The sequence below is a fragment of the Chitinophaga sp. Ak27 genome (genome assembly GCF_012726295.1).
Classification (GTDB): domain Bacteria; phylum Bacteroidota; class Bacteroidia; order Chitinophagales; family Chitinophagaceae; genus Chitinophaga.
This window is the reverse complement of the sequence record NZ_JABAOB010000011.1, coordinates 190049-213619: the sequence shown is the minus strand read 5'-3', so window position 1 is coordinate 213619 and position 23571 is coordinate 190049. Positions and strand designations below refer to the sequence as shown.

Here is a 23571-nt window from a genome sequence, read left to right as displayed (position 1 = left end):
ATGGAGATATCGGTAATGAAAGCGCTCGTGCAGCAGCACTATGAAATGGACGTCAGCGTACAGGCGCTGGATGGTTATGAAGAACGCAACTATCTGCTGAAAGATAGTGCCGGTCAGCAATACATCTGCAAGGTAGGGAATGCAGGCGGCAACCTGTCTCTGCTGGATGCGCAAATAAAGACGCTGGAACACCTGGCTAATTCCCCGGCGGCAGCAGGTTTTCAGCGGGTTAAGCCTAATATACACGGCCAGGCAATCACCGCTATTCCTGCCGGGTATATGCGGATACTCACTTTTCTTCCCGGCAAAATATGGGTAGAGGCGCCAGCGCATACCCCCGCGTTGTGGAACAGCCTGGGCGGCTTCCTCGGAAGAATGGATAGCGCGTTGCGGGATTTTGCGCATCCTGCGGCTTACCGCATCGATAGCTGGGATCTGCGGAATGCCCTGGCCGCCAGGGAATACCTGGGCGCTATCAAAGATCATGAGCGCCGCCGGATGGTGGCTTATTTCCTGTTGCAGTTTGAAACGGAGATAGTGCCGCAACTATCACACCTGCGGATGGCAGTGATTCATAATGATGCCAACGATTATAACCTGTTGGTCAACGGTGAGGCCGTAACAGGTCTCATTGACTTCGGCGATATGGTATACAGTCAGCTGGTCAATAACGTAGCTGTAGCATGTACATATGCCATGTTACACCAGTCCAACCCCCTGGCCGCCGCTGCGGGTGTAGTCGCCGGTTACCACAAAGAATGGCCATTGACACCGGCTGAAATCAGCTGCTTGTATTACCTGGTCGCCGCACGTTTATGCATCAGCGTTACTAACTCCGCTAAGCAGGCGGCCGCGGGCAGTGATAACGGTTTTCATTTTATTACTGAGAAGGGCGCCTGGGCATTGTTGTATCAACTGATCAAAATCAACCCGCTGGCAGCAGAAGATGCCTTCAGGGTAGCAGCTGGCCTGCCATCGCAGATAAATACCAGTGATGATTACAAACCCCTGTTGGAAGAAAGAAAGCAGCACATTGGCCGTAATCTCAGTATCAGTTACCGGCAACCCCTCAAAATCTGGAAAGGGGCATTGCAATACCTGTATGATGAAAAAGGCCGTACTTATATAGACTGCGTAAACAATGTAAGTCATGTAGGACATTGCCATCCGGCCGTGGTAGCGGCTATCCAGCGGCAGGCAGCCAGGCTTAATACCAACACCCGTTATTTGTACGACGACCTGGTAGCTTATGCCAAAGAGCTGACAGCCACACTGCCGGGAGAGCTGAAAGTGTGTTACTTCACCAACTCCGGCAGTGAGGCCAACGACCTGGCGATCCGCATGAGCCGGCACTTTACTAAACAGAAAGATGTGATTGTGCTGGATCATGCCTACCACGGTACTTCTACCGTGGCGATGGAGCTGAGTCCCTATAAATTTGATGGTAAAGGTGGTTTTGGCAAACCGCCGCATACGCATAAAGCGGTGAACCCTGACCTGTACCGCGGTGAGTTCCGCTATGGGCAGGAGCATGCCGGCGCAGCTTATGCGGAAGATGTGGCTCATATTATCACCCGCTTGTTGGCAGAAGGAAAGGGCGTGGCCGCCTTTATCTGCGAAACCCTGCTGGGAGTAGGAGGACAAATTCCACTGCCTGCCTGCTACCTGGAAAAAGTATATCAGCATGTGAGGGCTGCCGGCGGAATATGTATCGCCGACGAAGTACAGGTAGGCTTCGGCCGCGTGGGTAGTTGCTTCTGGGGCTTTGAGCTGCAGGAGGTAGTACCCGACATAGTGGTACTGGGTAAGCCTATTGGCAATGGACACCCGCTGGCCGCAGTGGTAACCACCCCAGCTATTGCAGAAGCATTCAACAACGGCATGGAATACTTTAACACCTTTGGTGGAAACCCTGTATCTATGGCCACAGGAAGAGCCGTATTAAAAGCTATCCAGGAAGAAGAAATGCAACAGCATGCCCTCAACACCGGCGCACATTTCCTGGAGGGGCTGAAACAGCTGATGCACAAGCACCCAATCATCGGCGATGTACGCGGACATGGGTTATTCATTGGAGCGGAGCTGGTGCGCAGCCGCGAAACGTTGGAGCCAGCCGTGCCGGAAATAGATGTGGTAGTAGAGAAAATGAAAGACCGGGGCTTCCTGATCAGTACAGACGGACCGTTGCACAATGTGCTCAAAATAAAGCCACCATTGGTATTTAATAAAGAAAATGCAGATGCGCTGTTGGCGCACCTGGACATTGTGTTGGGAGAGCTCTCTTATCCGGGGAATTGATTCATAACAGCTACAACGTGTCGAATCTCCTCTTCTGTATGGATAACAGAGCAGGGGAGACTTAAGGTTTGCTGATGAATCCGGGTAGCAATGGGATAATGGTAATGATGAAGGTGTCCCTTCAATGCTGGCTGGTCATGCGGCGCTACGGGGTAATGAATATCCGTAGCGATATGGTGATCAGCCAGGTATTTTTTTAGCTCATCCCTTTTGGAATGGAGCACATTATAGATATGATAGACGTGAAAATAGTCTGGGTCCACTACAGGTTTTATAAACTGATTATCCAGGCCGGCAGTATAAATAGCCGCCAGTTTTCTTTTATGTTCGTTGATGCTGTTAAGCGCAGGGAGTTTAATTCTCAGGAAGGCTGCCTGTAGTTCATCGAGCCGCGAGTTATACCCGATAACGCCGTTATGATATTTTTTTTCTGAGCCATAGTTCCGGAGCTGCCGGAGTTTCAGGTAGTCGGCTTTGGATTTACAAATAATGGCGCCGGCATCGCCGAGGGCGCCCAGGTTTTTGGTAGGATAGAAGCTGAAAGCGCCAAAGTCGCCGAAGGTGCCAGCGAGTTGTTGTTTGTACCGGGCGCCATGTGCCTGGGCACAATCTTCAATTACTTTAAGGCCATGCTGGGTGGCTATATCCATAACCGGTCCCATATTGCAGCATTGTCCGTATAAATGTACCACCATGATGGCCGCCGTTTTGGGCGTAATCAGGGATTCAATAGCGGCAGGATCTATATTATAGGTGTTTGTGGCTGGTTCGGCTAACACCGGCACCAGTCCGCAGTGAATGATAGAAAGAATGGTGGCAATGTAGGTATTGGACGGAACAATAACTTCGCTGCCTTTTTCAAAGCCGCAACACTGGAGGGAAAGGATCAGGGCATCGAGGCCGTTGGCAACGCCTACTACATATGCTGAGCCGTGAAAGTCGGCAAATTCTTCTTCAAAACGGGTTACCTCTTCACCCAGGATATACCAGCCTTTTTCCAGGACATGTGCCAGTTGCTGCTTGAATTGCTCTTCAAAAGGATGGTTGAGCCGCTTCAGATTTTCGTAAGGAATGGCATAGCTCATAGCGCCATGCTTTTGAGTAGACGGTTGTTCATATGGCATCATATGGCTCATAAATATAGTCTTTTGGGTCAAAGGACGTAGATGCCAACACTAACAGGATGGCATCCGGCGAAAAACTATGCATGACATGCCAGTCTTCAGGCATTAACAACAGGCATTTATCAGGACTGTCCAACACAAACTCCTCCGTGATTTTACTGTTATGATTGCTGATCTGGCAGGAACCCTGGATACAGATGGCCGCTTGTTCGGTAGTATGGTGGCGATGGCCTCCCCTCGAAGAGTTATCTACGGAGTAAATATAAAATAACCTTTTTATCTGGAAGGGCACCACGTCGTCCAATACTGTTAATGATCCTCTATCGTCTTTAAATGTTTTTATATGAATTAATTTTGCCATCGGTCGGTATATATTCATCAATGATATCAAGAATTTCCGGGCTCTTCGTCATGTTAAACTTGCGTGCAAAAAGCATGTCGGATTGCAGTAACTTTTTAGCATCGCTGGCATTCAGCACTTTGGGATTTGCGCCACCCCGCGACCAATCTATATAACGATAGCTGTTGTTAATAATTTTGTCCCGGTAGGGAGAGTTCATCAATATCGTCTGAAAAACGACCTCATCACTCGCCCAGCTGAAGAAAAAGAAGTGCCGGAGCTTTCTATCAGCTATTACCCTGTTGACTACATACAACGCAGCCTCGGGGCTTAGCATCCAGAACATGGAACCTCCGTAGGGGTGTAGTCCGTAAGGGATTTTTTTTCTCGGGAATATTTTATTGATCAGGTTTTCCAGGCTATATTTCCCTGGAAAATTAAACGCTGTCAGGTAATATTTTCTTAGCCGGATCCACCCTTCTTTCCAGTCGTTTATAATGTCCCGGCAGGTTATAAATTCCTTTCCCCGGTGCGCTTCCAGGAAATCGTTGATGTAATCAGCCGATTTAATCGGGTAGTCCTGGCCACTCAGGAAGTTGATAAAATCGTAGTGTATTCCCGTTGCTGCAATTTCCCGGATACAGGCAAAAGTAGCTAATACAGTACTGAATGCGGCCCACGTAACCTTTTGCCGGTTCTGTATGAAATATACATTAGGTAATGATCCCAAATATAAATGTGGCTGTATATCAAACTTTTTATCTACGTGGATATAGAAGTCAAAATTCTGGTGGGATAATCTTTTGATCATCCTTTCCGTTTGATGCGGATCAGTGTAGGTAAGGATCAAGTGGGCGACGCGCATACTTTGCCAGCGACATTAATTGTGTATGAATAGTAGGTGCTGCTGCATTGTCAGGAAGCTTGTCTCCTGTAGCAAATCATCATCACCACGTTAAATATAGGCATTTAAATTCATAATGTGCCGTAGTAAATTGTTGTAACAGTGCTAATACTCAAATCATTGCGCGCAGGGCGCATGATAAGAACGATTGATGTGTTCGCTATTGTACTACAACGTCAGCAATTCCACCCGGTTTTTTGCACCAAATTGCCTGCAAAAATCATCATAACCAATGTTTACAGGTACCCCGAGGTTGTTGAAAAGGGCTGTTTTAACTGCGAGGTTATCTGGATGGTTAATGTCGGTATACCTATAATAAGGAGGCAGCCCCTTCCTGAAATCGGCCAGTAAATCTATCGGTGCTCCACAGCAGACTCCATTATTCCTGAGATCAGTATCTAAATCGATTCCTTCGGGGCCTGTTATGGCTACAGGCGATATATCTGCGACCATGGCGTGCCCCCAGCCGAAATAGTATCCCTTCCTGGCCGAGGCTACATAACGGCCATAATGCATCGGGAAATTCAGTTCAGTAGGCTCCAGGGGCAGATGACCGACGATTGGATATTGCCCGCGCATCAAAGTATCATCCATCATATAGAAAGCCGGTAGCGTTTTCTGTTGTCGAACCAGTGACAAATCTACTGCCAGGGAATCGGCCCTGAAATCATATAGGGTAACCAGCTGCACAACCGTCATCAGGTCATACCAGTGATGGTCTTTATCCACTACCTCTCTTTTTCTCAATGCCGAAATATTCAGGAGGTGTCGACCAAATACATACTCAATAGTATCGCCATACAGGCTAAAGCGGGTGGACACGGCAAAAAAGTCGCCGCTTTTAAACTTTATCGGCCGGGTTTTTCCCACCTTCTTTTCTTTTAGTTGTGCTAATCTATTCAAGTGATCGGCAGGCAAGCTCTGGATAAATTGTGGGAGTCGCTGCCAGAAATCGGCCAATTGCTGCATACCATTGAATACCGGTGCATTATTTTCGATGTCGAGTTGTTGCGAACCTATCTTCCACCTCCAGTAGGTTTGGTAAGCAGGTGGAGGCTCATTATGCTGGGCCATCTCCGGCAGCACATCCACTGGCGATATATCTACTCCGAAACTCACTGTTCTTCCCGGATAGCTACTGATGTTGATGGCGGAAATGGGTTTTTCTTTACCCTTACCTCCGGGAGAAATAACTTTACTTCGCTCCCTTGTGGCAATAGCTATGTCGAATTCCGCATAGGAAGTAGCGGTTTGTATAAGTGCTTTGCGGATTATATCCTGGTCAAAATAACAGATCAGTCCTTTGGGAAAAGTGATGCGTGTCCATTGTGGGTCAACAGGGCACAAACCGATATATTTCCGTTGCTCATTGCTAAATTCTAACATACACGATAGTACTATTAGCGGCAAATTACAAAATAGTTGCCAGCCAGCCATATTGCGTGTAGCCGGCCCTGTTGTATCTTCTGATACTAACGCATAAGGATATATTATTAAAGCTGGAACAGATGGAAAAGCATGTATCCGGCCATGATGAGCAGATAGAGCTTGTTTTGGGATATCTGAAACAGTTGTTAACCTCACTGCAGGAACCACGGGTAAGAATCGGATTTATGCGCGCACTTCCTTCATCTTCATCAACACCCACACACCCGACAAAAAAGTAAGTATCCCCGCAATATGCACGGCCCAGGCCAGTCCCGCCAGCTGCGCTACAATGCCCGACATCACCGCACCCACGGCATATCCTATATCTCTCCAAAATCTATAAACCCCCAGGGAAGACGCCCGCCAGGATGGATGCGCCGCATCGCTCACTGCCGCGAGCAACGCAGGATATACCATGGCAGTGCCAGCACCTAATAACACGGAGCCTATCATGCCGGAAAGAAAAGGGGAAAAGAGCAACAATCCAATCACCACATGGCCCACTGCCTGGGTAAACATCCCCCATACAATCAAGGGCTTTCGGCCAATACGATCCGTTAGCGGCCCGGTTACTACCTGCCCCACACCCCATACCACCGGGTAAATAGCTTTTATCCAGCCAATTCCCTCCAGGCCCACACCCGCTGAAACAAAAAGCAAGGGGAATACGCCCCACGACATACCATCGTTGAGATTGTTGATAAGCCCGGCTTGGGATACGGCAAACAGGTTTTTATTTTTAATACTGGTTTCTTTAAATACCCACCACAGGTTGGGCCGGTGTGGCCGCTCTCCGGATGTAGTAACAGCTACCTGGCTGGCTTCCAGCACAGCATAGGGACGCGTGTCGCGAATGATAAAAATAGACAATAACAGTCCGAGAATCGTATAGGCGATACCGATATAGAAAGGTTGAGGTCTTAATCCATATTGTGCCGCTATGTAACCGGTGAGTAGGGCGGTTAAGCCCACGGCGCCATAACCGGCGGCTTCATTAAGGCCCATGGCCAGGCCTCTTTTCTTCGGGCCTACCAGGTCAATTTTCATGTTAACGGTCATCGACCAGGTGAAGCCCTGGCTCATACCCAGTAACACGTTGGCAAGGATAATCCAGTTCCACGACGGCCCCCAGGCGAGCAAAAAAGGTACAGGCAAACCGATGATCCATCCCAATATCAACACCCGTTTACGGGTTAGTTTGTCGGCCAATATGCCGGATACCAGGTTGGTAAATGCTTTCACCACGCCGAAGGCAATGATGAAGGAAAATACAACAATGTCGGACGCCACCTTAAATTCTTCTGATCCTACCAGGGGTACTACGGTACGCTCCAATCCCACCATGCCTCCCACGAGGCAGTTTACCAGTACCAGCAACACAAATTGTTGCCAGTTTTCTTTTAATCCCAATTTGATCTCCACGATAACAGCTTGATTATTTGGTGGCAATGGGATAACCCTTCGCAGCCCAGTCAGGGAACCCTTCAGATAACCTTTGCGCCTTATAGCCTTTTTTCTTCAGCAAACTCACGGCTTCATCGGCAAATACACAGAAAGGGCCACGGCAGTAAGCGATCACGGTTTTACTTTTGGGTAATGTTTGCAGGATGCTGCTCAGCTCCGCTATCGGGGCACACAGTGCCCGGTGTATATGGCCCCGGTTATACTCTTCTGCTGGCCGTACATCCAGCAAAATTATTTTATTTTTTTCCAGCAGGTCAATCAGCGTCTCGGCATCAATGCTTTCGATAGGGCCGTATCCTTTCCGGAAATCACTCACCACTTTTTCTACTTCAGCGTTATACACCATGCCCAACGCACGCAAAGCCGCCCAGGCATTAAACACGTTTTCACCAGCCAGGGAATATAGTATAAAGTTACCATCCCGCGCAATGCTGACCAGCTTCGCGCTTTTCAATACCTGCAAATGCTGGGAAGCATTGGCTACCGGCATGCCGGTATGGTTGGCAATCTGCTCCACGGAAAAAGGACCTTGCCCCAATAGGTCAATGATCTCCAGGCGATGGGGATTGCCCATCGCCTTCGTGATCTTCGACAACTCACCATACACTTTGTCCTTAAACGCCCGCTTCGTCATATTGGCAGATTATTTTTGCGTAGGATAATGTTGATCGATCCAGTTCACTTTCACGTTCTTTTCAATGTTCAATAGTCTCGCTTGTTTGAAACCCATTTCGGTCAACGTTTTAAATGCAGGACGAACATTCGGGCATTTATCAAATGGGCAGCAACCACAGTAGATTACCACTTCTTTATTTTTGTCGGTGGTCTTCAATACCTTTTTTAGCTTGGCTAAACTTTCTGCATCTGATGCAGGCCCTATGTCAATACTGTTTTTGATAATAGCGCCCGGACCCACGGATAAGATCAGCAGGTTACCATCTTTCTGATGGGTAATGGCATCTGCCAATACCGCTGGGGCCATTAATTGTGCAGGCGTCCAGGGCTCCACTTTTTGTTGTGCTGATAAGCCCTGTATACAGGCTATTAACCCAATCATCAACAAAGAGAAATACTTCATAAGCTCTTTTTTTGACGAATGTAGGGGATATTTAACTATTCAACAAAATTATTGAATAGATGCCGGCATCCGGGAAGCAGTGTTAGGGAGGAAAAAGGTCAGGGCTGGTAATCCAGCATCCGCTCTACCACACGGGCAAAAGAAGCCCCATACTGCTGGCGTATACGGTCCAGACAAACGTCGATCGTATACCGGCGGCCAGTGGTATCGTAAGGAATGATCTGTAAATGAGGGTTTCGCTGCCGGCATTCATCCACAGCCGCCACCTGGAGGCCAGGCACATGCAGTTCGTCCAGCCGGTCCTCCCGGGTATTGCCCGTAGGAATCAGGGTAAGCCCGAACCTCGATACCACGGGGCGGTTGCCGGCAGAAAAGGAACGGATAGACGCCGGAAAAGTGCGGTAATAGGTATCCATAATCGCAGCCAGCTGTAATTCATTAATGCCGTCGGCAAGCCATACACCCACATGCTGGTTGGCGCCAAGAAATATCTTCCGGCCAATGCGCCATTTGGCAGCCCCGTTCACTTCAAGGCTTTGATGACGCAGGGATACGTCGTTATAAGGGTAGCCGATATCCTGCATGACTTGCTGCAATATAACAGTACCGAATAAACGCTTAATTACTACGAGGCTGCCCGCCACAGCATTGGATACGCCGGCGGTACTGTAACAATTGCCCGCTCCGGTAACGCCAGTATCTCGCACCCAGGCCAACTCGGGAAACTGTTGTTGGTTTTGCCGCAGTTCCGAGGCATGGGTAGTGATAGGTTTATCATGGTACAACCCGGTGGCAGCCATTGTCAGGGAACCCTGGCAAACAGAGAGCAGGAGCATTGAATCGGTATATTGCTGCTGTATCCAACGCACGATAGTGCTATCTTGTCCTTGCCGGTCCATAGCTGATAGCGCAGGAACGACCAGTACGTCCGGCTTTTGCGGCAGAAGTGCCGTCTCCGGAAAACTAAGATGCGGTAATACGTATAGCCCTTTACGTAGTATCACCGGTTTTTTTTCCGGCGCTACAACAAACACATTAGCTTTCCCGGTAGCCTGGAAAAGATAAAAAGGCGCCATCATATCAAATAGTTCAGTACCCCGGTTGTCTGCCACAATGAAAATGGTCTTTCTCGCAGGATCATAAGCGGGAGCAGCATAGTGGAAGTGATGACCGCCGCGGTATTCCGGGAACGTATAGAATGCTTTGAGAGGCTTACAGCCATGAAAGGTCACGGCCAGGCATGCGACGGCAGCCAAGGCCAGTCCGGCTTTAGTAATCAGGTGCATATATTGGATGTTGTTTTAAGAAAGAAGTATCCGCTGTAATTGACGGGCCGACCGGAAACCGCACTGGCTGGCAATATAAGCCATGGTATGCGCCGGATTTTTACGCAGCGTATGGGCTTTTTCTATTCTGAGTGCAGTAAGGTATTGGTGAACGGTGATGCCGGTTTGTGTCTTAAACACCCGGGCCAGGTTACGGGGACTCATCACCGCAATATCCGCCAGCGTATCCAGGTCACAATCGGTATGCAGGTGTTCAATCATATAATCCTGTACCCGGTGTATTTCCGCCCGTATATGATTGCGGTAAGCGAGGTAAATACTTTGCTGGGAATGATCAGCATTGCGCCGGTGATATACCACCAGCCCCCTGGCTACATGGTGGGCAAACAAAGCTCCCTTCCATTCCTCGAGTACAAACAGCGCCAGGTCTATGCCCGAACTGACACCGGCACTGGTATAAATTCGCTCACTTTTTACAAACAGTACATCTGTTAGTACTTTGGTGGCAGGATACAGCTGCTGCAACATTTTTACAGACCTCCAGTGGGTAGTGCACTCCCGCTGATCCAACAGTCCCGCTTCGGCTAATACAAAGGCGGCATTACAAACGCTGCAAATCAACACGCCTTTTTGTACCTGGCTACGGAGCCATTCCAGGAAAGCCTTTTCGGCAGCTGGTTCCCGGGAAAGTGTTTCGGCATGTATGCCCGGCAGAAAAATGATATCATCGGTATCCAGGATCAAATCGCTGTAATGCAACGCCGGCGCCAGGATCAAACCTGCGGCGCTGCTGACCGGCTGATGAAACCCGCAAAATATTACATCGGCGGCCAGCCCCTGGTGCCTGGCCTCAATAAATACCTGCGCCGGCCCTGCCAGGTCCAGCAATTCTACCTGTGGTAACAAAATGAATACAACTTTTTTCTTCGTCATGCTACAAAGGTATTGCGGCACCAGCAACTACCCAAGGACATTCATGCGTCAGAAAAGGACAAGGCACAAAAAAAACAGGCGCCTCAGCAGAGAGGTGCCTGTCGGTTATACAGATGAGAATAGCCTTAGAATTTATAGGTTACGTTACCGGAAAAGCGCCTGGGCATCTGCGGCTCCAGGGTGCTCCAGCCTTTATAATAGATCTGGTTAGTGAGATTATCCAGTTTAAACGCTACGCCAAATTTATTGGTATTGTAAAACAGGGAACCATTCAGCACGGTATAGGCGGGCAAGGTGAAAATACCGGTGGCAGCGCGGTTCAGGATAATATTTTCGCCGGCATAGTTGCCGCCAAAGCCAATACCGAACCCTTTAACAGCGCCCTGCTGGAATTTGTAGGTCACCCATAGGTTAGCCAGGTTTTGAGGACCTGCTTCTTCCGGGCGCCTGTTCATATAGTCAGCGGCGTCTGTTTTGGTGATCTTACTGTCGTTATAGCTATAACCGGCAATGACGTTTAGCCCGGCAACCGGGTTGGCAGTGATCTCGGCTTCGATACCACGACTATATTTTTCCCCGCCCTGGTTGTAATACCGTGGCTGATTAGGAATTTCCATGATGATATTTTTTACCTTGATATCGTAGTAGCTCACGGAACCGGTGATCATACCTCCCAGCAGGCTGGCTTTCATGCCCGCTTCCAGCTGGTTTGCCTGTTCAGGTTTGAAGGTTTTGATGCTGTTGTCGCCCTGCTGCTTAGGTGCACTGTTGGCATTGGAGAAGCCATTCATATAGTTGGCGAAAACAGACAGGGTATTTGGAATAGGTTGATATACAAGGCCAAACTTAGGCGATACGGTGGTTTGCTGGTATTTGTCGTTTTTATTGAGTGTCAGTCCCCCGTTAGTGAAATGATCCACACGCAGACTCACCATCGCTGATAAGTTAGGTAGGAAGTTAAATACGTCCGATACATATGCACTGTATACATCCTGTTTCAGGTTGGCATTTTGCAGTGGTAATGCATTGAGCAGCGAATCCGTATGCTGTTTGGAAAGGATCCCATTGTCAGCGCCGGCCATATTGATGATGCCATTCATGGCGTAACCGGTGGCGCTGCTCACGGAACCGCGACTGAAATAATCCAGTCCGGCTACCATTCGGTTTCGAAACTGACCCATCTTGAAATCACCAATGAAATTTTGCTGGATATCCGTGGTATTGGTACTACCGTTCTGGTAACTGATATACCGGGCAAAAGTAGGGGATATGTTCGGGAACCCGGGTGTGTTGGCAGACCCTTCATACAGGTAAGAATAATATCCTTCAGATTTGGCCGTTCCTCTCGACACAATCGTCTGGGAAGTCCACGCATTGGAAAGTTTATATATGGCCTGTGCCTGTACACTGGAGGTGGGTGTTTTAATGCTCAGGTTATTGCTGGTATAAGATCGCCGGTAATCATATCCCAGCGCGGCCAGGTTCGTGGCAAACAGCGATGATCCGCGGTCAAAGAATAACATAGTGGGATTGGTGCTTTCGGCCAAAAGGAATTCTGTATTCAGCATCAGTGTCAGTCGGTCATTTACTTTATAGGTGAGCGAGGGCGCAATAAAACGTCTTTTTGCAAATCCTGCATCCTGGAAACTGTTTTCATCATGGTAAGCGCCAGTAACACGCAGCAATACTTTTTTATCTTTATCCAACGGGGTGTTGATATCCATCGTTAAGCGGTTCAGGCCATAGCTGCCACCGGTGTAACTGATCTCTCCCCCAAAATGATCGTATGGCTTTTTGGTAATGGTGTTGATCAAACCGCCGTAGGAAATAACGGAGCTGCCAAACAGCGTGCCCGACGGGCCTTTTACCACTTCGATCCGGTCAATGTTGACTACATCCAGACCGCCGTTGGTTAAACCAGGTAAACCATTTACCAGCGTAGGCTGTACGGCAAACCCGCGAAGGGAATAGTAGCCCGCGCCATCACCTTCGCGACCGGTAGACGACCAAAGTTTGCTCAGCCCCGGCGCATTGTTCAAGGCATCATCGAAACTGCTCACCACCTGGTCTTTCAGCAGGTCGGCCGAAATAACGCTGTATACCTGCGGGTTTTCTATATTCTTAAGCGGCAGCTTCGCCACATAGTCGCTATTGCTTTTCGTATATTTATTACGAGTACCGGTAATCTCTACTTCATTTAAATTCTTTTCGGATATATTCAGGCGGAGATTAATGGTAATGGTTTTATCTTTTTCTACGGTCACCGATTGGCTGCTGGTTTCATAGCCCGTGAGCGAAACCTGTATGGTATACTGACCTGGCGTAATGTTACGTAACAGGTAGGCGCCGTCGTCGTCTGTAATTGTCGTCTTCTTACTGCCTTTTAATACCACCACTACGCCGGGCGCCGGTTTGTTGTCTGAGGTAGTAACCAATCCTTTTATGTGGCCGCCGTTGTCAATGTCGGAGGCAAAGCCCGCTCCGCAAAAGAGGAGGTTGATAAGCAATCCATACCAGAAGGCACGGCTGAAAAATTTTCCTGTCAATAATGTATCCATAATCCTATGCTTAATAATTTGCTGGCGCAAAATTCGGATGCTTATCCTGCCGGGAATAATCCGATACGGAATTTGTTTTACGCAATGCGGAAAAACATCGGGATCTCCCGGTGATCAATAATTTCATGTTGACTTGACACTTATTTTTATATATTTGGAGAGTCATGCCAGCCACCGGCAATTTGTACTACCTGGAAAAAAATTGCTCCGCCAATAGGACCAACCCTTTTTTGAATCGTCATATAACATAGATCAACCGTTAATGCAGTGGCCTTTTGGTCAGGGAATTGTTGTAAGTATTTTTATATCAATTGTTTATATATTATTGTGGCCACAGCCGGGCCCACTATTCAGGGTTAGTATATGGGGGAGTACCAGGAAGAAAAAATCAGTAATAGCGCACGGAAACAGCAGGAACAGTTTTCCTTATTATTCCGGCAATACGAACATCGTTTGTATGTATTTGCCTGTAATATGGTACAGTCAGAGTTGCTGGCCCGTGATATTATCCAGGAGGTATTTATCAAGTTATGGATAAAGAAAGATGACCTGGAAGGGATTGTCAACATCGAACAATATCTCTACTTGATGGTGCGCAATAAAGTGATCGACGTATTACGCAAACTGGCCAACGACCGTAAATTACGGGAAGAGTATTTCCGCCATCATCAATGGCAGGAAAATAAAACAATGGAACTCGTGGAAGTAAAAGAGTTTGAACTGGCCCTGGCAGAAGCCATCAGCCACCTGCCTCCCCAACGCCGCATCATTTACCAGCTGAGCCAAATCAGCGGTATGAGCCGCGACGAGATTGCCAGGGAACTACAGCTGTCGCCACACACGGTAAAAAATCAACTGACGGCCGCACTTTCCACCTTACGCAAATTTGTCAGCAACCATCTCCGGTTTTTCTAAAAAAAATTTCCATCACAATAGGACCAGCCTTTTTACAATTCGTCTTATAAATACGGCCAGGCCTTCCGCCAGCTAAAACGATATACACCATTGGAAAGAGCATATTTTAAATACCTGATCGACTTATATGTCTCCGGTAATATTACGGAAGCGCAGCGTAATGAGCTGTTTGATTATATACGTTCGAGCGATGCCGATGAACCACTGATCGCGTTGATGGACGAGCATTATGCCCGTATCCGTGGCGAAGTGCCGTCATCAGCTTTTGTAAGCCGGTATGGCGATATCAATTTGCCGGGCGATTTGCCCGGCACAGCATTGTCACCAGTGCAACCGCGCTGGTACCGTGGATGGGCTATTGCAGCCAGCCTATTGCTACTGGTGATAGCCGGCGCCGCTTACTTCCTTCGCGCGCCCGGCAAGCCTGCCCTCAATACCGGTAACGTTGCTGGTATGGAGCCGGCCAACGTGCTGACTTCCACCACCACCATCCGCACGGGTAACAAAGAGCAGAAACTGATTGTGCTGGCCGACAGTACCCGGATCCTGGTAAACGGGGCCACTATATTGCGTTTTCCTGATACTTTCAGTAAAGATAGAAGAGAAATATACCTCGAAGGGGAAGCTTATTTTGATGTACAACATGCCGCCAGCTGGCCTTTTATTATCCATACCCCGGCAGGCATCACCACTGTGGTACTGGGCACTGCATTCAATATTAAGGCTTATCCGGGACGTAAACAGTTGATCGTTTCCGTGGTAACCGGTAAAGTAAAAGTTACCAAAGATACCAAAGCCCTCTCTGTACTGGAGAATGGTCAGGAAATGAGATGGACCACCAGCAATAATAAAATAGAAGAACGCCAGGTTACGCCAGTGCTGGTCGACAGCTGGCAGCGGGGAGATATCAATCTCGTCGATGAATCCATGGCGGATATTATAAAAGATCTGCAGATCTTTTACGGTATCAACATACAATTAAACAACCCATCGCTCTCCAACCTGGTATTGACGATCGGATTTAAAAAACAGACATCTGTTGAGAGTGCCCTCCGGATTTTGTGTGAACTGGCAGATGCCAGGTTCGATAAAACCAAAGATGGTTATGTAGTTTATTAGCTACGCATTTAAATCAACCAATTAAAGTACATGATGACAAGAAAATTTGTTATGGTGCTGCTGGCAGTGCTATGCCTGCAGGTTTCACAAGCCTATGCCCAGGAGGCAGACGCCAAAGTAACTATTCACAGCAGACAGGTATCACTGAAAGAAATTTTCAGGCAGATGCAACAACAAACAGGGATGATTTTTGGCTACCAAGCCCGCGACTTGGAAGGATTGCCCGCTATCAGCATGGATTGCAATAACCTTCCCTTAAAGGAAGCCCTGCGCCGCCTGCTGGACAGTACTACACTGGGCTTTGTGATCCGCGGACAAAATGTACTGATCCGCAGAAAGCAAAACGATACCCCGGTGAAACTGGAAGAACCATCGGCCGTGGCGACACAACGGACTATCTCCGGACGTGTCACCACGGCCGATGGCGTGGGTATCCCCGCCGCCACCATCATCGCCGGCAACCGGAATATATCTACCAACGATAATGGGGAGTTCTTCCTGAAATTGCCTGCCGGTACCAACCTCATTTCTTTTTCCAGCGTAGGCTATGAACATGTTAATATCGCCGTAGGAGCGCAGAACGAATACAAAGTAGTATTGAAAGAGAGAGTAGGCAACCTGAAACAGGTGGAAGTGGTATCCACCGGTTATGCTAAACTGCCAAAAGAACGCGCTACGGGCTCTTTTGGCGTGGTAACCGCCAAACAACTGGAAAAGATTCCTGTGCCTAACCTGATTGCCCGGCTCGAAGGACAAGTGCCGGGTGTACAACTCAATCTCACAGAATCAGACAACAGCTTCGTATACTCCAACCTTACCGGGGATGTACAGGGCAACGGTAGCTACAGTGTTGCTATCAGGGGTACCAGCACACTTGATAATAATACCAATAAGAAGCCCCTGTTGGTAATAGATGGTTTCCCCTCCGAAATGGACATGCGCACCATCAATCCTGCCGACGTAGAACAGGTGACCTTCCTGAAAGATGCGGCTGCGGCCTCCATATGGGGCGCCCGCGCCTCTGCTGGCGTGATCGTCATCACCACAAAAAAAGGAAAATCAGGAAGCGCTCCCCGGATTTCCTTTACCGCCGGCGCAGGCTTCAATGGCAAACCCCGGCTCAACAGCCTTCCATTTATGGATGCTGCTCAAATGATTGACTATGAGCAGGAGCTGGTCAATAAAAGATTCATCACGGATCCCTCCAGTCTGCCCGCCAGTAGCCAGCGTCCTATTAGTGAGGCGGTAGACTGGATGTTCCGCCTCAAAAGAGGAGAGGTGACCCAGGCCCAGGAAGATTCGGCCTTCGCCGTGTTGAAGGGGCGCGATTCCCGTAGCCAGGTAAGCAAATACCTGCTGCAACCAGCATCTACCCAACACTATGACCTCAATATCAGCGGCGGGGGCGATAGGTACACCTACTTCGTTTCCGGCGCCTATGACAAGGAAAATACCAGTACCAAACTGACCTCCGGTGAAAGAATGACGCTGAGCGTTAACCAGGAGTTCAAAGTATACAAGAATATCACCTTGTCAGCCAATCTCCGCGGCAGCTGGTTCCACTATAAAACCGGTAACACCGGCATCGGCGTATATGCCCGCTCTTATTCGCCACTCATGCCCTATGATCAGATTGCGGATGCCAATGGGCATGGCGTCGACTTCTCCCGGGCTTATTATGCCAGGCGGCTCAGCAGCCTGGAAGCACAGGGATATCTTCCATGGCGCATCAATTACATCAACGAAATGGAGATGAATGATAATACCACCAATGAAAGCAACTATGCCGCCAACCTGGGATTAAATGTGCCCATCTATAAAGGTCTTTCATTCAGTGCACAGTACATGGTGGAGAGGGCCAGTAGTAAAGTCGGCGTTTTTAACAGCGATAGCAGCTACTATACCCGCAATCTCATCAATACGGCCACTTCCATTTCTAATGGTAAACTCGTATATGGGATACCGTTAGGAGCTATTATGAACCAAAACGAATTTGCAAAGAATAATTATAGTCTTCGCGGCCAGCTTAATTTTGATCAAAACTTTGCAGGCAAACACCAGGTAAATGCCCTCGCCGGTAGTGAGGTCAGACAAACTATCGATATTACCGGGATTAACACACTGTACGGATATAATGAGCAAAATCAATACAGCAAGCCGGTAGATTATGTTACGCCTTATTTATCTGTGGATGGTTATTACAGCAATTTATCCTATAATAACAGCTACTCCAACAGGCGTAAGCGTTACCTTTCTTACTTTGGTAATTTTTCGTATACCTATAACGGTAAGTATACCTTATCGGGAAGCGCGCGTTACGACGACTACAACAACTTCGGCTTAGATAGAAAATATCGCGCAAAACCTTTCTGGTCGGCGGGTGCTTCCTGGGCCATCAGCAAAGAAAACTTCCTGCAGCCTGTATCCTGGTTGAGCAGCCTTTCCTTGCGGGCTACCTATGGTATCAATGGTAATATCAGTATGTCGGCCCTGCCTTATGATCAGTTATCGCTTGCCACAGATTATAAAGCGCCGTATGATCCTTATGCCTATGTCTTCTCGCCCGCCAATCCCGCCCTGCGCTGGGAGCAAACCGGTATTTATAACCTGGGCATCGACTATAGCCTGTTCGACTATCGGCTCAATGGTAGCATCGAAGTCTACTATAAGAAAGGCAAAGACCTCTTCGCTACGTTCCCGATCGATAATACACTCGGATTTGATAACCTGACCCGGAATACCGCCACGCTCGACGGTAAAGGGATAGATATAGCGATTGGCGGAAAGATGATCAGGAAAAAAGATATCGAATGGTCCGCCAATTTTGTATTCTCTTATAATACCAACAAGGTAACGGATGCCCGCTACAACATTACCAACTACCTGCTGCAGAGCGCGGGCATAGGAGGGCCTCTGGAAGGATATTCCACCGACTACCTGATGGTGTTCCGTTATGCAGGACTTGATAAAAACGGCAGCCCACTCATCAAAAGAGGTAAGGGGGATACCCTGAATATCTACCAGCAGGTAAGAAATATCAATGACCTGAAAAATGCAGGCCATGTGAATCCTCCTTACTTCGGCAGCCTGAGTCAAACACTCCGCTATAAAGGATTGTCGCTGTTTGTGATGCTCACCTATAAACTGGGCTACGTATTCCAACGCTCAGTTCCTTCCAATTATCCCGGCAGGTATGGGCTGTCTAATTATGAGATGAATAAACTGATAGACCAGCGCTGGCGCAAACCTGGCGACGAAGCATTCACCAATGTACCCGGACTTTCAGGCAACAGCGGAGCAGGATTGATACGTTATGTTAACTCCGATATCAATGTCTTGCCAGGAGATCATATCCGCCTGCGGGAAGTTTCGCTCACCTATGAAGTACCGGTAACGTGGTACCAACGTCTTCCGGTGAAGAATATTTCACTGACCGGCGCAGCCCGCAACCTGGCGTTGCTGTGGACAAAAAACGGAGATGGTATAGACCCTGATTTTCCACCGTCTATCGCCAACCTGCGACTGCCGCCTTCTGCGTCTTATAACTTTTCTCTCAACATTGGCTTCTGATCCGACGATAAAGAAAACAACATGAAAAAGAATCATCTCATTCTCGCTATAGCCTTGTCGGCCTTACTGCTCCCGGCTTGTGGCAAGTATACTGATATAAAAACTGCCGGTGCCATTACGCCAACAGACTACAACAGCTTTCGCTACCTGATGAATAATAACCAGGTGCTCGAAAACGGCGTGGACGCTCCCGACATTACTTCAGATGATATTACACTGTCCGACGCAGGTATTCAACAGAACACTGGTACCGACAACATGCGGCAATATATGTGGAGCGCCGACTTTTATGACGCTGTCACCGCTGATCCCGACTGGAAGAACCTGTATGCCGCCATCTATACCTGCAACCTGGTAACAGACCAGGTCATGAACAGTACTGGAGGTACCCTGGCCCTGAAAAAACAGGTGCTGGCAGAAGCGAAAGTACACCGGGCCTATAACTACTTCACTTTGGTAAACATGTACGCCAGACAATACGATAGAACCACCAGTGCTACAGATCCGGGGGTACCATTGTTGTTGAAGGCTGATGTGGCAGTAACGGCCAAAAGGGCCACTGTGCAGGAAGTGTACAATAGCATCCTGGACGACCTCCGTACAGCTGTCGATGACCTGCCGCTACACAACACGTATAATATTTATCCTTCCAAAGCCGCCGCATATGCATTGCTGGCAAGGGTATGCCTGCAGATGGGCGATTATGTGAATGCCGGCAGCTATGCGGATAATACCTTACAGATACAAAACGGATTGCTGGACCTGCCTGTGGTGACCAATTATCCGCAGCGCATCGACGATCCGGAAATTATCTTATCCAAAACGTCCCGGAACTCTCATGCCTACTATGCTTACCAGGTATTGAGCAACGACCTGCTGGCGCTGTATCAGCCGGATGATTACCGCTACAGCTACCTCACGAAAACGCTGTCGCTCAGCGGTGTGAACTATCGCGTTTATGCGAAGGAAATTGTGAGCGGCAACAACCGTAATATTGGGTTAGCCGTACCGGAGGTGATGCTGGTAAAAGCAGAATCGCTGGCCAGGGCCGGACAAGCCAACGCCGCTATGGATATGCTGAATACACTGCGGGCCAAACGCTTTGCGGCGACTGCCTATACGCCGTTAACGGCAACAAGTGCTTCCGATGCTTTGGTAAAAGTATTGGAAGAGAGAAGAAGAGAATTATGCTGCCGCTGTATCCGGTGGTTTGATCAAAAGAGACTCTTTACTGATGACCGCTTCGCCAAAAGTATTACCCGTACCAACATCGCAACAGGGAAAACATTTACGTTATTGCCAGGAAGTAACCGGTATCTCTTTCCCATCCCGGCGTATAACATCCAGTTGAATCCTGCATTACAACAAAATCCAAGATAAAAGACCTTAAACGGAAACCTGCTTTTAAAAAATGAAGATGAAGAAAATAAGCATATCGATTGCTGCATTGGGACTCCTTGCAGGAGCCGTCAATGCACAACAGCCATTTCATGTAATACCTGGCAATCCTGTCTCCGGCCAAATGACTACCATCGCGTACAACCCGGCTACCACGTCCCTTAAAGGACTGGCGCCAGTGAAAGGAGTAGTATGGGCCTATCGCAATAATGATTGGGAGGCATACGATCTTCCCATGAAAATGGTGGATACCGGTTGGGTAGGAAGCTTTCGCCTGCCGGTGAACGCTGCTATCATCGTAGCCACTTTCAGCGCCAATGGGAAAGTAGATAGAGGGGGAAAGATGACCTATACTATGATGACTCACGATACCGCCGGCCGGGAAATTGCCACCAACTATGCGGCCTGGGCATTCCTGCGTACCAATGCGTTAAAAGACGTGGTTCCTCCTATCGTGGACGACACCGCCCGTATCACCGATGACATCGGGTTGTTCTGGATGAATACAGAACTAAAGTACCATCCCGAAAGCCGCCGGCGTATTTTCTATAATGCTATGACCATCTTACAACATGAAGATCCCAAACGTGCCGATACGATCATCCCCCGGGAAATAGCCTTCATCAGCAGTCTCCCGGACCCTTCGGAAAAAGAACTGATGGACGTCAGCAAAGCCTATCGCTACCTGTTAGCCAAACCCGCTCTGGCCGACAGTATGAATAAGGTAATCATATCACGCTTTCCGGATGGCATCACCGCCCGCGACCAGTCCATACGCCGTATGTTCACGGCCAAACCGGATGAACGCGTAACGCTGTGGAATGAGTTCGTGAAAAAGTTTCCGCCGGAGAAGTTTAAAAATGTAACCACAGAAACATCACAACTATACCTGGAAAAGACTTTCCGCGGAATGGTATACACCGTTTTCCTGAAAGAAAAAAAGCTGTCTGCCATCGATCCCTTCCTGGATCAGGCCTCCCTGGTATCATTGACCGAATTTCACCGGCAGCTGATTGTAAACGCGCTTGAGCACGGTGAACAACAGCCCGCCGCAGCCCTGCCGTATTCCACCAAACTGGTAGAACGTATTGCTGCCTACGCCGATCGTCATGATGACGCAGAAAGCCGCTATTACTCGCCCGATCAATGGAAAGAACAGGTATTGGACATGGCGGTGCCATCCTTCAAAGGACACGCCGCCTTACTGCATACCCTGGGCAACGATAAAACCGCACTTCAGTGGATGGAGAAAGTGAAAGACAGGAAAGGTACCAGCCGGGCCGATTTTCAGGGGCTCTATGCCACGTTGCTCAATAACAATAACCACCCCGCTGCGGCATTGGCAGTGGCAGAAAATGCTGTGCGCAACAATACCGCCACGCCAGAAGTAATAGCGCTCGTAAAGCAAGCCTACATAAAGCAACATGGCTCAGCAGCCGGCTTCACACAGTATTTCGACAGCATGAAAAGTACCGACGTGTTGTCGGCGCAGCAGGAACACCTGCGGGCCGCGCTGATTCGTGAACCTGCGCCTGCTTTCAAACTGGAACGGCTGAACGGAGGAACAGCGGAATTATCTAAACAAAAAGGAAGCATCGTGGTGCTCGATTTCTGGGCTACCTGGTGTAGTCCCTGCAAAGAAGCCTTACCGGGTATGCAGATGGCGGCAGACAAATACAAGGCCGACGATAAGGTGAAATTCTATTTCATCGCTACCATGGAAACAAAACCGGATTACAAAGCACAGATAAAGCAGTTCCTGGCCGCTAAAAACTACCGGTTAGAGGTACTGTTGGATGGTAAGAACAAAACAACCGGGCACCTGGATGCTGCCTATGCAGCCTATGCCAGTGCCTTGCATTTCAGCGGTATCCCGGCCAAAATGATTATCGATAAACACGGAGTGATCCGCTGGACTTCCAACGGTTATATGGGCAGCCCCAGCGCCCTGGCGGATGAAATCAGCTATATCATTGAATTACTGAAGAAAGAAGGATGAGGAAAGGAAAGAAATGGATAGGGTGGCTACTTTGTTGCGCCTTGGCGCTGAACGTCAACGCGCAGCAAAGCGCCTGCCGCAGCGATTCGGTGTCGTTCTTCAACCGCGATCAGTCGATCCGCTTTGGCGGTACCCTAACGGTACCTACCCAACGAAAGAGTTTTCCGGCAGTAGTGCTGGTATCTGGTACCGGCAAACAAAACCGGGATGGCCTGATGGCGGGGCATGCCATGTTCCGCGCGCTGGCAGATTCATTGACCCGTATGGGCTTCGCCGTACTGCGTACGGATGACAGGGGAGTGGGTACTACCACCGGCGTGTATGAAACGGCTACTACAGCCGATTTTGCGGCAGATGCCCTGGACGCAGTTGCATGGCTGCGTAAACAGCCAGGAGTAATCAGTGCAGGATTAATCGGGCATAGTGAAGGAGGCGCCGCCGCCATTATCGCAGCAGCCACCGGGAAAGTAGATTTTGTAGTCACCCTGGCGGGACTGGCCACCCGCGGCATCGACGCCCTAAAGCTTCAAAACCAGGCCATCATCAATGCCGCACCCATTTCCGACTACGATAAACATCGCCACCAAACCATTACTACACTGATGTTTGATACGGCCTACCAGTACGCCTATACGAATATCATGGAGGCAAAGCTGCGTAGTACTTATAATGCCTGGAAACAGGCAGACGACAGCGCCTTTGCAAAGGATATGCCTGGTAAGCACGATCATATGCGGTTTTTTATCGACTCATACATACGGCAGGCTACCGGCGCCTGGTACCAGTTCCACCTGCGCTACGACCCGGTGCCCTACCTGCAGCGCATCCGGGTACCTCTCCTGGCCATGAATGGCGACCGCGATATCATGGTGCCTTACAGGGAAAACCTGGATGTGGTGGAAACTACACTGTGTGCAGCCGGAAACAAAGTCTTTGCCGTGAAAGTATTGCCTGGACTGAACCACCTGATGCTGCGGTGCCATACCTGCACCAACGAAGAGCTGCCGCAACTGCCAGGCGACTTTGATCCCGAAGCCTGGGCGGCTCTGAAACAATGGTTGCAGGAACAAATTACCAGATAACTATGCCAGCCAATTAAAATAGAAAAAGCCTGTAGCGCCTGCGCTACGGGCTTTTTATGATCGCATATTCTTGTC

General features: G+C 48.9%; 17 protein-coding genes. 7 read left to right on the top strand and 10 right to left on the bottom strand.

Features of this window, described 5'->3' with window-relative positions; genetic code table 11:
- Positions 1-2298 carry an aminotransferase class III-fold pyridoxal phosphate-dependent enzyme gene (locus HGH90_RS28785; protein WP_169192508.1) on the top strand — a complete coding sequence of 766 codons (2298 nt, stop codon included), beginning with the start codon at positions 1-3 and terminating at the stop codon, positions 2296-2298.
- Here HGH90_RS28785 and HGH90_RS28780 read toward each other — a convergent pair.
- The 10 genes from HGH90_RS28780 to HGH90_RS28735 all read right to left on the bottom strand — a co-directional run bounded on the left by HGH90_RS28780 (position 2283) and on the right by HGH90_RS28735 (position 13413).
- Positions 2283-3434 carry a DegT/DnrJ/EryC1/StrS family aminotransferase gene (locus HGH90_RS28780; protein ID WP_211172700.1) on the bottom strand — a complete coding sequence of 384 codons (1152 nt, stop codon included), beginning with the start codon at positions 3432-3434 and terminating at the stop codon, positions 2283-2285. The genes HGH90_RS28785 and HGH90_RS28780 overlap by 16 nt on opposite strands.
- A complete protein-coding gene (locus tag HGH90_RS28775; RefSeq protein WP_169192507.1) occupies positions 3412-3783 on the bottom strand; it encodes a sugar 3,4-ketoisomerase in 372 nt (123 codons plus the stop codon). The genes HGH90_RS28780 and HGH90_RS28775 overlap by 23 nt, the downstream gene beginning before the upstream one ends.
- Positions 3752-4627, bottom strand: a complete 876-nt coding sequence (locus HGH90_RS28770) for a beta-1,6-N-acetylglucosaminyltransferase (protein ID WP_169192506.1) — start codon at positions 4625-4627, stop codon at positions 3752-3754. Before HGH90_RS28770 ends, HGH90_RS28775 begins: the two co-directional genes overlap by 32 nt.
- 207 nt (positions 4628-4834) lie before the next feature.
- Positions 4835-6052 (bottom strand): Imm26 family immunity protein, encoded by a 1218-nt coding sequence (locus tag HGH90_RS28765; RefSeq protein WP_169192505.1) that lies wholly within the window; start codon positions 6050-6052, stop codon positions 4835-4837.
- A gap of 225 nt (positions 6053-6277) precedes the next feature.
- Positions 6278-7516, bottom strand: a complete 1239-nt coding sequence (locus tag HGH90_RS28760) for an MFS transporter (RefSeq protein ID WP_317166185.1) — start codon at positions 7514-7516, stop codon at positions 6278-6280.
- 13 nt (positions 7517-7529) lie between these two features.
- On the bottom strand, positions 7530-8192 hold the full coding sequence (locus HGH90_RS28755) for an ArsR/SmtB family transcription factor (protein ID WP_169192504.1): 663 nt from the start codon (positions 8190-8192) through the stop codon (positions 7530-7532).
- Between the two features lie 9 nt (positions 8193-8201).
- The gene (locus HGH90_RS28750) at positions 8202-8636 is read right to left on the bottom strand and encodes a rhodanese-like domain-containing protein (RefSeq protein ID WP_168765393.1); all 435 of its coding nucleotides are present in this window, start codon (positions 8634-8636) and stop codon (positions 8202-8204) included.
- Positions 8637-8734: 98 nt separating this feature from the next.
- On the bottom strand, positions 8735-9922 hold the full coding sequence (locus HGH90_RS28745) for a DJ-1/PfpI family protein (RefSeq protein WP_169192503.1): 1188 nt from the start codon (positions 9920-9922) through the stop codon (positions 8735-8737).
- Positions 9923-9937: 15 nt separating this feature from the next.
- Positions 9938-10855 carry a GlxA family transcriptional regulator gene (locus tag HGH90_RS28740; protein ID WP_169192502.1) on the bottom strand — a complete coding sequence of 306 codons (918 nt, stop codon included), beginning with the start codon at positions 10853-10855 and terminating at the stop codon, positions 9938-9940.
- Between the two features lie 125 nt (positions 10856-10980).
- A complete protein-coding gene (locus HGH90_RS28735; protein ID WP_169192501.1) occupies positions 10981-13413 on the bottom strand; it encodes a TonB-dependent receptor in 2433 nt (810 codons plus the stop codon).
- Between the two features lie 363 nt (positions 13414-13776).
- On the opposite strand from HGH90_RS28735, the gene HGH90_RS28730 reads away from it, so the two are divergent.
- The 6 genes from HGH90_RS28730 (at position 13777) to HGH90_RS28705 (ending at position 23496) form a co-directional block, all read left to right on the top strand.
- A complete protein-coding gene (locus tag HGH90_RS28730; protein WP_168765389.1) occupies positions 13777-14328 on the top strand; it encodes an RNA polymerase sigma-70 factor in 552 nt (183 codons plus the stop codon).
- Positions 14329-14418: 90 nt separating this feature from the next.
- A complete protein-coding gene (locus HGH90_RS28725) occupies positions 14419-15447 on the top strand; it encodes a FecR family protein (RefSeq protein WP_169192500.1) in 1029 nt (342 codons plus the stop codon).
- A gap of 30 nt (positions 15448-15477) precedes the next feature.
- Positions 15478-19017 carry a SusC/RagA family TonB-linked outer membrane protein gene (locus tag HGH90_RS28720; protein WP_169192499.1) on the top strand — a complete coding sequence of 1180 codons (3540 nt, stop codon included), beginning with the start codon at positions 15478-15480 and terminating at the stop codon, positions 19015-19017.
- Positions 19018-19038: 21 nt separating this feature from the next.
- Positions 19039-20397: a RagB/SusD family nutrient uptake outer membrane protein gene (locus HGH90_RS28715; RefSeq protein WP_168765386.1), complete on the top strand. Its 1359-nt coding sequence runs from the start codon at positions 19039-19041 to the stop codon at positions 20395-20397.
- A gap of 37 nt (positions 20398-20434) precedes the next feature.
- Positions 20435-22414 carry a TlpA family protein disulfide reductase gene (locus tag HGH90_RS28710; RefSeq protein WP_168765385.1) on the top strand — a complete coding sequence of 660 codons (1980 nt, stop codon included), beginning with the start codon at positions 20435-20437 and terminating at the stop codon, positions 22412-22414.
- Positions 22411-23496 carry an alpha/beta hydrolase family protein gene (locus HGH90_RS28705; protein ID WP_168765384.1) on the top strand — a complete coding sequence of 362 codons (1086 nt, stop codon included), beginning with the start codon at positions 22411-22413 and terminating at the stop codon, positions 23494-23496. Before HGH90_RS28710 ends, HGH90_RS28705 begins: the two co-directional genes overlap by 4 nt.
- Positions 23497-23571 lie beyond the last annotated feature (75 nt).